The organism is candidate division WOR-3 bacterium, from assembly GCA_011052815.1.
Taxonomy (GTDB): Bacteria; Hydrothermota; Tepidihabitantia; order SM23-42; family SM23-42; genus DRIG01.
In genome coordinates this window covers 1-8671 of sequence record DRIG01000007.1, presented here as the reverse complement: position 1 = coordinate 8671, position 8671 = coordinate 1, and the positions used below count along the sequence as shown (strand labels likewise).

The 8671-nt window shown below is 46.9% G+C and carries 8 protein-coding genes; 7 read left to right on the top strand and 1 reads right to left on the bottom strand.

Annotated elements, in window-relative coordinates; genetic code table 11:
* Positions 1-384: 384 nt before the first annotated feature.
* The 4 genes from ENI34_00520 (at position 385) to ENI34_00505 (ending at position 4016) form a co-directional block, all read left to right on the top strand.
* Positions 385-1332 (top strand): GNAT family N-acetyltransferase, encoded by a 948-nt coding sequence (locus ENI34_00520; GenBank protein ID HEC77610.1) that lies wholly within the window; start codon positions 385-387, stop codon positions 1330-1332.
* A 7-nt stretch (positions 1333-1339) separates the two neighbouring features.
* Positions 1340-2341 (top strand): hydrogenase expression/formation protein HypE, encoded by a 1002-nt coding sequence (gene hypE, locus ENI34_00515; protein ID HEC77609.1) that lies wholly within the window; start codon positions 1340-1342, stop codon positions 2339-2341.
* Between the two features lie 69 nt (positions 2342-2410).
* Positions 2411-3481 (top strand): bifunctional diaminohydroxyphosphoribosylaminopyrimidine deaminase/5-amino-6-(5-phosphoribosylamino)uracil reductase RibD, encoded by a 1071-nt coding sequence (gene ribD, locus ENI34_00510; GenBank protein ID HEC77608.1) that lies wholly within the window; start codon positions 2411-2413, stop codon positions 3479-3481.
* Positions 3321-4016 carry a riboflavin synthase gene (locus ENI34_00505; protein ID HEC77607.1) on the top strand — a complete coding sequence of 232 codons (696 nt, stop codon included), beginning with the start codon at positions 3321-3323 and terminating at the stop codon, positions 4014-4016. The genes ribD and ENI34_00505 overlap by 161 nt, the downstream gene beginning before the upstream one ends.
* 3 nt (positions 4017-4019) lie before the next feature.
* Here the strand turns inward: ENI34_00505 and ENI34_00500 are convergent, their stop codons facing one another.
* Entirely contained in the window at positions 4020-5783 is a 1764-nt protein-coding gene (locus tag ENI34_00500) for a hypothetical protein (GenBank protein ID HEC77606.1), read from the bottom strand.
* Between the two features lie 149 nt (positions 5784-5932).
* Between ENI34_00500 and ENI34_00495 the strand changes: the two genes are divergently transcribed.
* From ENI34_00495 to ENI34_00485, 3 genes are all read left to right on the top strand, one after another.
* Positions 5933-6202: a 30S ribosomal protein S15 gene (locus ENI34_00495; protein HEC77605.1), complete on the top strand. Its 270-nt coding sequence runs from the start codon at positions 5933-5935 to the stop codon at positions 6200-6202.
* A 1-nt stretch (position 6203) separates the two neighbouring features.
* A complete protein-coding gene (locus ENI34_00490; GenBank protein ID HEC77604.1) occupies positions 6204-8267 on the top strand; it encodes a polyribonucleotide nucleotidyltransferase in 2064 nt (687 codons plus the stop codon).
* Positions 8268-8415: 148 nt separating this feature from the next.
* Positions 8416-8671: hypothetical protein (locus tag ENI34_00485; GenBank protein HEC77603.1), on the top strand; the 256-nt coding region annotated here is incomplete at its 3' end.

The following is an 8671-nucleotide window of genomic DNA, read 5'->3' as shown; positions in this document are numbered from 1 at the left end:
GATCAGAAACACCCGGGAGCGTAATCACCGCATACTTAAGACCATTGATAAACTGACTATAATCGTTATCCTAATCAACCTCAGACTACCCATCAATGCCTGAATCCCATCGTAATGGGAATATAATGCCTCCTAATCAGTCAGATCAGAATGACAGGAGAAAGAATAAAGGCATTTCGGATTTCGGATTTGGAAAGAACAGGACGTTGGGATCGTTGAGAGCGTTGGGAAAGGGAGAAACGGAGAGAGGGTGAATGGGAGCGGTGCTGGAAGAAAGATCACCCCCACCTTAATCCTCCCCCATCAAGGGGGAGGAGAAGAGGAGAAAGGGGGAGGTTTTTGACTATTGACATTTTTCGCCCTTTCATTATACTCAATCCACAGATGGAAGTTCACAGGCTGACTGAAAAAGAGAACGGGCAATGGGAAGCATTCGTCGCCGCCGCCAACAACGGCACGATGTTCCATTATCTGAAATTTTTAAGCTACCATCCACAGAACCGATTCAAAAATTTTCACTGTATCATAAAAGAGAAGACGAATATCATCGCGCTCTTTCCCGCGGTGGAAAAGGAAAAGACGATAATATCCCACCAGGGCGCTTCTTACGGCGGATTCGTTCTGAAGAACCGGCTGGGTATCCATAAAGTCTGTATTATGGTGGAGCATCTGACTAAATACTTCAAAGAGAAGGGCTACAAAAGAATCATCCTCACCCAGACACCGTTGATCTACTACACCGAACCCAATCAATACATCGATTTCGCCCTGTTGAAAAACGGATTCCGCTATTTAAAACGGGAGATCACCGCGGTAATCCCCCTCTCCTGTGCCGAGCCGCTTATGACCTTCCATTCAGACGCCCGGCGTTCCACGAAAAAGGCGCTTCGTGAAGGGGTATATGTCAAAATCTCCGACGACTTCAAAACCTTCTATAAAATTCTGGAACATAACCTGGGAATGAGACACAATGTATCACCCACCCACACCATCGAAGAACTCCTGAAATTGAAAAGACTGTTTCCCGAAGAGATCATCCTCTTCGCCGCCTATTTAAAAGAGAGGATGATCGGCGGAGTCGTGCTCTTCAATACCAACAAGAACGTAACCCTCGCCTTCTATATCAGCCATGACGAGAAGTTCCAGAATTACCGACCCATCAATCTACTCTTTTACGAAATCATCAAATGGGGACGAAACAGAGGAATCCGTTTCCTTGATCTCGGAACATTCACCCTGAATATGGAGCCGAACTGGGGACTCGGCCGTTTCAAGGAAAAACATGATGCCCGTGGATTTCTCCGCGACACGTATGAAATAACCCTTGTCTGACCCTGCTATGACTGAAAAGAATATCAGAATGAGCCATGGAGCCGGCGGCCTGTCGAGCAGCCGCCTCATAAAAAAGATCATCCTGAAATACTTCACCCACAGAACTCTGAAAAAGCTCGAGGATTCTGCCGAACTGAAGATAAAAGAAAACAATCTCGCCTTCACCACTGACTCCTATGTAATCCAGCCGCTCTTCTTCCCCGGCGGCGACATCGGAAAACTTGCAATCTACGGCACGGTCAATGACCTTGCAATGAAAGGTGCCGTGCCCGGATTCATTGCATTCTCCATGATCATCGAAGAAGGCTTCCCGATAAAAGACCTGAAGAGAATTCTTAAATCAGCAGCCGCCGCCGCCAGAAAGGCAAGGGTTGCGGTCGTCTGCGGCGACACCAAGGTAGTGGAAAAAGGTAAGGCGGATAAGATATTCATCACCACTTCAGGGGTCGGTGTCATCAAAATCCCCCTGTCAAAAGATAAGATAAAACCCGGCGACCTGGTGCTGGTGAGCGGCACGGTCGGCGACCACGGAATCGCCGTAATGAACGAAAGACTGAATCTCGGCCTGCGCTCGAATATAAAGAGTGACTGCGCCCCTTTGAATCTTCTCACCAGGAACCTGACCGGATTCAAAGGTGAGCTGCGGTGTATGCGGGACCCGACCCGCGGCGGAGTCGTTTCGGTGCTGAATGAAATAATCGATGATACTGAACTCGGCATCGTGCTTGACGAAAAAAAGATCCCCATTAAAAAAGAAGTCATCGGCGTCTCTGAAATACTCGGGGTTGATCCGCTCTATATCGCGAATGAAGGGAAATTGATCGCCGTCGTCAGCAAAAAAGCCGGCGGTAGACTCCTCAAAAAACTCAGGGCGCATCCCCTGGGCAAGAATGCCGCAATCATCGGTGAAGTGGTGGATGAACCTCCGGGAGTCTGGTTGAAAACCAGGATCGGCGGTATCCATCCCCTGCTCCAGACCGAAGCCGAAGGCCTGCCCCGCATCTGTTAAAGACACACTTCTGTTCCTTATTCATCACGGTCTCTTGACTTCTGAATCTACACGATTATACTTTCCGAAATGGCGGATATTCAAAAAGACTATGACATAATGTTCATGCAAAGGGCTGTTTCTCTGGCGAAAAAAGGCGGCGGCAGGACCAGTATCAATCCGCTGGTCGGTGCGGTAATCACAAAGAACAATCGGATCGTCGGAACAGGGTTCCACAGAAGAAGAGGTGAAGCGCATGCAGAGGTGGTCGCACTCACCGACGCCGGAGCCAGGGCAAAGAATGCTACACTCTACGTGAATCTTGAACCGTGCTGCAGTACCGGCCACACCCCTCCCTGTGTGCATGCGATCTGCAGGGCGGGAATAAAAAGGGTGGTGATCGGAATGATCGACCCGAACCCTGCTGTGAACGGCAAAGGAATGGAGTTTTTAAAGAAGAACAATATTAAAGTAACGACGAACGTCTTATCAGCCGCTGCAGAAGAGATTAATCGAATCTACAAAAAATTCATCACCACGAAAACGCCCTATGTGATACTGAAGATAGCCGTTTCAGAAGACGGCAAACTCTCAGGATACAAAGGAAAATACATCACCTCAGAACCGTCACGAAGGTGGGTGCATTCTCTGAGAAGCCGGGTGGGTGCGGTGCTGGTCGGCATAAATACAGTACTTGCCGACGATCCTCTTTTGACGGACCGCCTCGTCGGCAGAAACAATCCGGCGAGGGTGGTGATCGACCCCCATCTGAGAATCCCCCTGAACGCCAATTTTCTGAAACCCGGGGTGAAAAGATTCATCATAACCGACTCTGGAAATGAACCGGACAAGATAAAGAGATTGACCGAAGCAGGGGTGAACTTCATCTACCTCGAAGGAAAAGAATATTCATTAAAGACGATACTGAAGAGACTCACCGAAGCCGGGATAAATTCGATACTGGTCGAGGGCGGCGGAAAGATATTCGCGCAATTTTTCAATGAAGCCCTATATGACGAAATATTCCTCTTCATGGCGCCGCACCGTATTGAAAAAGGACTGTCGATTTCGGAGAATCTTCTGCAATATGTTTTATCAAATTACAGAAAAAAAGAAAAGAGCGGGGAGGATTTATTATATCATGTTTACAGGCATAATTGAAGAAAAAGGACGAATAAAAAAGATTGTAAGAAATCAAATATTCATTGAATCCGACCTTGAAAACAAAAAGGGCGACAGTATCGCGGTCCAGGGGATCTGTTTTACTGTCGCGGATGTCGGTGAAAATGAATTCAGTGTGCAGGCGATGAGACAGACGAAGAGAATAACCACGATGCAGGACTGGAAGCGCGGTGATTATGTAAATCTTGAACGCGCCCTGAAGTTCGACGGCCGCATCGGAGGCCATATCGTGCTTGGGCATATCGATGAAGTGGGTAAATGCATCCGGATAAAAAAGAATGAATACTATTTCCAGGCAGGTTCTGGAAACGCCCGGTATTTGATACCGAAAGGTTCCATCGCCCTGGACGGCGTAAGCCTGACACTCTCATACGTCTCCGGTAATATTTTCGCCGTCAGCCTCATCCCCTATACCCTGAAAGAGACGACCCTGGGAAGATTGAGAGTCGGCTCTTTCGTCAATATTGAATACGATTACCTGGGGAAATTGCTCGCGCGTCGGATCAATCCCTGAATCCTACCAGCCCTTATCCGCGTTTAAATAAATTTCTATCGGACATCTGTCCGGAGTACCGAAGAATCTCCACTTCTTCGTCTTTTTCAGTATCCTGTGTTTAAGTTCCTCTGTATCAACCTGACCCGCCGAGCCGACCAGGGAAATCCTGTCCACGACAATCTTCCCACCTTGAATGATATGAGCCGTTATCCCTGCTCCGGTGGTCTGTTCGATTGCCGGAAACCAGAGTTCAAATGAATCGAGCGGTGCATCAGGATAGATGTTCGCCGTAATGAAATTTCTGGAACCTTTTCGCTTCTTCACCTCGATCCTGGCGGTATCAAGGATATAAGAACCGGCATCGGAAAAATGGTGGAAAGGATTACAGACCTTTAGATACTCTATTGCATAACCGATAAATGTATCAGGGAACATAAAAGAGACCAGAAAATATGAATTCTTCTGTTTGACTCCATTGTAGCAGTTGAAACTGAACTTTCCATTATTGTCTGTTTTGCCCTTCCATACAGGCTCAGAGTACACCCGCTCCGCTTCGATGTGTCGGCTGAAACAGACATCGATATCTTCAAAAGGTCGATCATTGAATTCGATCCAGCCGTTCAGATCGATATCGGCGTTCTCTGTGTACCGGGTTTTGATACCAGCGAGGGTTTTCTTTAAAAAAGAAGGAATTACATATTTCTCTTCGTCGATCAAATCGCCGAGCAAATTAAAGAGTGTCGAATCCCGGGGTCCGTACCGGGCGATCTTCAGAATCCTCCTCAATTTATAATAACTCAAGCCCTCGATCAATCCCATCTCTGCTATCTGGCCGGCATGTGCCCGAAGAGTATCAGGAAGTTCAAAGTCTCCGAACGGATAAGACATCTTGAAATCGCCTGAACGAAATCGAATGGCTCTGTTATCAAACCAGATACTCTGTCGGTTCTGATATTTTGTCAGATAGATTGTATTGATGCCTGCACTATAATCAAACTTCTCATATCTTTGATAGTCATTCATCAGAATAAAAAGAAAGGAAAAAAGAAGAAGAAAGAGTGAGGCGGAAAAGAAGAGGTTCTTCAAAGAACCCACGTTTTTTCCGGACAGAATAAAATACCTTTTTATAATGAAGCATAGAAAAAATCCCACGCCGATAAAGAGCAGAAAGGCAGGTGCGGGAAAACGATACATAAAATCATTTATCAAAGAAATCCGGTAATGGAGGACATCAAAGAACGGCTGGGTCTTTATCATAGGAAGTAAATCGGCTAAGGTTATCAAAAAGATCGCCGCCGTCACCGAATTGATCGTCCAGATAAGCGCAGAGGTGAATCTCTGTCTGAAGTGGAATCGTGCCAGCAGAAAGAAAAGAATGAACAGACTGAGGAAGGGAATGATCCGCAACACCTGAGAATTGATTGCCGAATTGAATCGCAGTAAAGAAAAATATTGAATACCGAAGATAAAGAACGGAATCGCGGCAGCCGCCGCCCAGAAGATCGTCCGGAGATAAAAAATCAAGCCGCCCGGTCTGTTTTCCGCAACCGATTGTCTCAAAAGAGCATATATCCACAATGTAAGGTAAAGAATGATGAATATCAGGTCGTCTGACAGATTACGCAGCAGAAAGACCGGCTGAAGAATGAACCCGACTGTCTTCAAATATACAGCGGCGTCGGGTACTGTCATTCCGAGACACAGTCGGAAGAGGATGGCGCCGAAAAGAACTGCAAAGATTATGTTGATAACAGAATGAATAATAACCCTGTTCCTCGCCGCCATTTCACCGTGCTCCAGGGTTCGCTGTTGATGTGGTCATATAATCTCCTGAATAATAATACCCGAAATCCATAAAATTTCAACAATCTTTACCCCATTGACATTTATTAAAAAATGTGCATAATAACGTTAAATAGAAAGGAGAATGAATAATGGCTTTAGAAAAAGACCAGAAGAAAAATATAATGGAAACCTTTAGAAGGCACGAAAAGGATACCGGATCACCGGAGGTGCAGATTGCACTTCTGACCGAACGGATTAAAATTCTCACTGAACATCTCAAGCAGTTTCCCAAAGACAAGCATTCAAGACAGGGATTAATCAAGATGGTGAACGACCGGCGGCGCCATCTCAACTATCTGATGCGAAAGGACAGAACGAGGTATCTGAAGATTATTGATGCCCTGCATTTAAGGGGTTAATTTGTATTCTGCAGAATTAATTCTCGGTGAAAAGAAGTTAAGAATCGAGACGGGCCGCGTTGCAAAGCAATCCGCCGGTGAATGCGTCGTGTCGTACGGTGATACGGTCCTGCTCGTTTGTGTGAATTACAACAAAGATATCAATGAAAGTATCGATTTTCTGCCTCTTACGGTCGATTACCGCGAGCTCTCTTTCGCCGCGGGCAAGATCCCCGGTGGCTTCATAAAGAGAGAAGGCAGGCCGTCGGAGAATGAAATTCTCACCTCCCGTCTTATTGATCGACCGCTGCGTACCCTCTTCCCCGACGACTTCAGAAACGAAGTCCAGGTCATCGCGCATCTTCTATCCTCGGATGTCGAGCATGAAGCAGACACCCTCGGCATCATCGGTGCCGCCACCGCCCTTCTGATTTCGGAATTGAACTTCAACACTCCCCTCGCCGCGGTAAAGGTCGGATTGAAAGACGGACAGTATATAATAAATCCCGGTGTCAGTGAACAGGAATGCTGCAAACTGAGTCTGGTGGTCGCAGGCACCAAAGATTCCGTGGTTATGATCGAAGGCGGTGCCCAGGAAGTTTCAGAAGAGGATGTGGTCGGAGCGATAAAGTTCGCTGTTCCGGAAATTTTACGCATCATCAAACTTGAGGAGGAAATCCGGGAGAATGTCGGAAAAGAAAAACTGGATTTCTCAAACCCCTTCATGACCAAAGAACTATTTGATAAAATAAGAGAAGCCCTGGGTGATAATCTGGAGCAGGTCTATAGATTTAAGGAAAAGAAGGCACGCGAACTGGCGAAGTACGAACTCATAAAAGCCGCATCGGAAAAATTGAAAGATGAGGATGAAGATATAGAGAAGAAAGTCCGTCGGGTGGTTGATGAACTGCTGCGGAAAAAGATGCGCCATCAGGTCTTGAGGGAAAAGAAGAGGATCGACGGCCGCAGTCCGGATGAAATCAGACCTATTTCCTGTGAAATCGGTGTTCTACCGAGAACACACGGTTCAGCGATATTCACCCGGGGACAAACACAGAGTCTGGCGGTAACAACCCTGGGTACGGCGAGCGATGAGCAGCGAATAGATGCGATTTACGGTGAAGAATCCAAATCATTCATGCTTCACTACAACTTTCCGCCCTTTGCAACCGGTGAAGTAAGACCGATGAGAGGACCGGGGCGTCGGGAAATCGGGCACGGAGCCCTCGCCGAACGGGCGATCGTACCGGTTCTGCCTTCGGAAGAATCATTCCCTTACACAATCAGGGTGGTCTCCAATATCCTTGAATCGAACGGTTCTTCCTCAATGGCGACGGTATGCGGCTCTTCACTCTCACTGATGGACGCCGGAGTGCCGATAAAGACCGCGGTCGCCGGTATTTCGATAGGGCTTATCAAAGAAGGAAACGAATATGTCTTACTCACCGATATCGTCGGCGACGAAGACCACTACGGAGATATGGACTTCAAGGTCGCAGGAACAGCAAACGGTATCACCGCGATACAGCTTGACCTGAAGATCGCCGGTCTGGACATGGAGATCCTCACCAAAGGGCTGACACGGGCAAAAGACGCCCGGATGAAAATACTCCAGATGATGAACAGCACGATCAGCGCCCCTCGAAAGGAAATTTCTCAATATGCACCGAAGAATATCGTATTTTCAATTCCCAAAGACAAGATCGGCGAAGTAATCGGACCGGGCGGTAAAATAATAAGAAAAATCATCGCTGATCTTGATGTCACCATTGATATTGAAGACGACGGCAAGGTGACCATATCAGGCACCAACGCCCACAATGTCGATCAGGCTCAGGAAAAGATTCGGTCACTCGTCCAGGAAGTCGAGGTCGGCAAGACATACATCGGAAAGGTGAAGAGAATAACGAATTTCGGAGCCTTCGTTGAAATCCTGCCGGGCAAAGAAGGACTCGTCCATATATCAAAGCTTTCCAGGCAGCGTGTAAGAAAAGTCGAAGACGTGGTAAAAGTTGGAGATGAAATAATAGTAAAAGTACATCAGATCGACGACCAAGGGAGGATAAATCTCATCCGCAGAGAATAGAATAAAAAAGACACAAATCAGCCCTACAGTAACCCTTGTAGCAGAAGAAATTTCAAAATTTTATTCATTCTCCCTGGGATTCTTCATAAACTGCGGTTCCCGGGATGAAGCGAGCCGGGACAACGGCATCACCCATCTCATCGAACATATGTTGTTCAAAGGAACATCCAGGAAGTCTTCCCTTGATATCGTCAAGTTTATCGAAGGACTGGGAGGCTCTTTTGATGCATATACGACAAAGGAAAATCTGATCATCGTCACGAAGTTCCTCTCTGAACACATCGCCGACGTCTTCAATCTGATTTCCGAACTGCTGCTCGAATCAGAGATCGCGGGAAAAGAACTGATAAAAGAAAGATCGGTCATCCTGGAGGAGATAAAGTCGAGCAATGAGCGCCCCAGTG

Excerpts from the sequence above, each read along its gene's own strand:
- ENI34_00520 (HEC77610.1), top strand. The coding sequence starts at position 385 with ATGGAAGTTCACAGGCTGACTGAAAAAGAGAACGGGCAATGGGAAGCA.
- hypE (HEC77609.1), top strand. The coding sequence starts at position 1,340 with ATGACTGAAAAGAATATCAGAATGAGCCATGGAGCCGGCGGCCTGTCG.
- ribD (HEC77608.1), top strand. The coding sequence starts at position 2,411 with ATGGCGGATATTCAAAAAGACTATGACATAATGTTCATGCAAAGGGCT.
- ENI34_00505 (HEC77607.1), top strand. The coding sequence starts at position 3,321 with ATGAAGCCCTATATGACGAAATATTCCTCTTCATGGCGCCGCACCGTA.
- ENI34_00500 (HEC77606.1), bottom strand. The coding sequence starts at position 5,783 with ATGGCGGCGAGGAACAGGGTTATTATTCATTCTGTTATCAACATAATC.
- ENI34_00495 (HEC77605.1), top strand. The coding sequence starts at position 5,933 with ATGGCTTTAGAAAAAGACCAGAAGAAAAATATAATGGAAACCTTTAGA.